General features: G+C 36.6%; 1 pseudogene. It reads right to left on the bottom strand.

Features of this window, described 5'->3' with window-relative positions:
* Nucleotides 1–25 precede the first annotated feature (25 nt).
* A pseudogene (locus RB298_RS09345) lies at nt 26–900 on the bottom strand (CgeB family protein); the annotation flags it as partial.

The following is a 900-nucleotide window of genomic DNA, read 5'->3' as shown; positions in this document are numbered from 1 at the left end:
CAAATGCTGTTTTATTTTAATGTCTTTATTGGTATATAGGAACACTGTTTTCATTCGTTGTGATAATATGATACAATCGTCTAGATTTTTCAATAAAACGATTAAAGTGAACAGGCCCTTCCTTGTTCAAAAATACGGTTGGCACATGATGCTCTTTACACAAAGCTAACAGTGAGTAAAGAGGTTTCATATTCTCTTCTCCGTAGTAACCAACACGCTTATTCCAAACGCCTCCGTTACCACGCCAAGCAGATTCAACCATTAACAAGTCTGGCTGTTCCTTTGTCATAACCTCAAGCCAGTTATCCGGCGTCATTTTAATTAATTTACACTCATGTTCATAAGAAGCCGTCGTAAATTCGTCAAAAATAACCGCCATCTTCATTTCTTTGATCGGCTTTGGAGGAAGCATGTTAAATGCATCTACTTCTTGTTTTGCTACGTAATCTAATGACTGCTCTCGTTCAATGCTTTTCATTTCATTAATAGAAATCGTATGAACGTCAAATTCACCTTTTCCAGACACGCGTAAAGCAATTCGGAACTGTGTAATATCAGGATGAATTTGAACTTTTGTCATTGAGTTAAATTTTAACTGCAGCACTTGAAGCTTTTCTTCATCTGAATACCCAATAAACATTGGAATCACAGCTACATCTTCATCTGCTTTCCCTTTTACAGTGAACTCATATTCAAATCCTTTTTGCATCGTCATGATATGATGGGTCGGAAGCATTTTAAAACTGTTATTTGTTTCTTTATACGAAATATAGCTGTTTTTTCCAGCTTCAATATTTACTGAACCGTGCAGTCCTTTTTCTGATGTAGAAAGCTGTACTAACTTCTTCGCGCTGGCAAACCAATCTGAAGCTTGTAGCTCTAGCTGTGCACTATTAGTAA

This window comes from Priestia sp. BR_2, assembly GCF_041954005.1.
Lineage (GTDB): Bacteria > Bacillota > Bacilli > Paenibacillales > Paenibacillaceae > Paenibacillus_AQ > Paenibacillus_AQ lautus_A.
The sequence above is the reverse complement of the archived record's forward strand: the minus strand, read 5'-3'. Positions and strand labels throughout refer to the sequence as shown.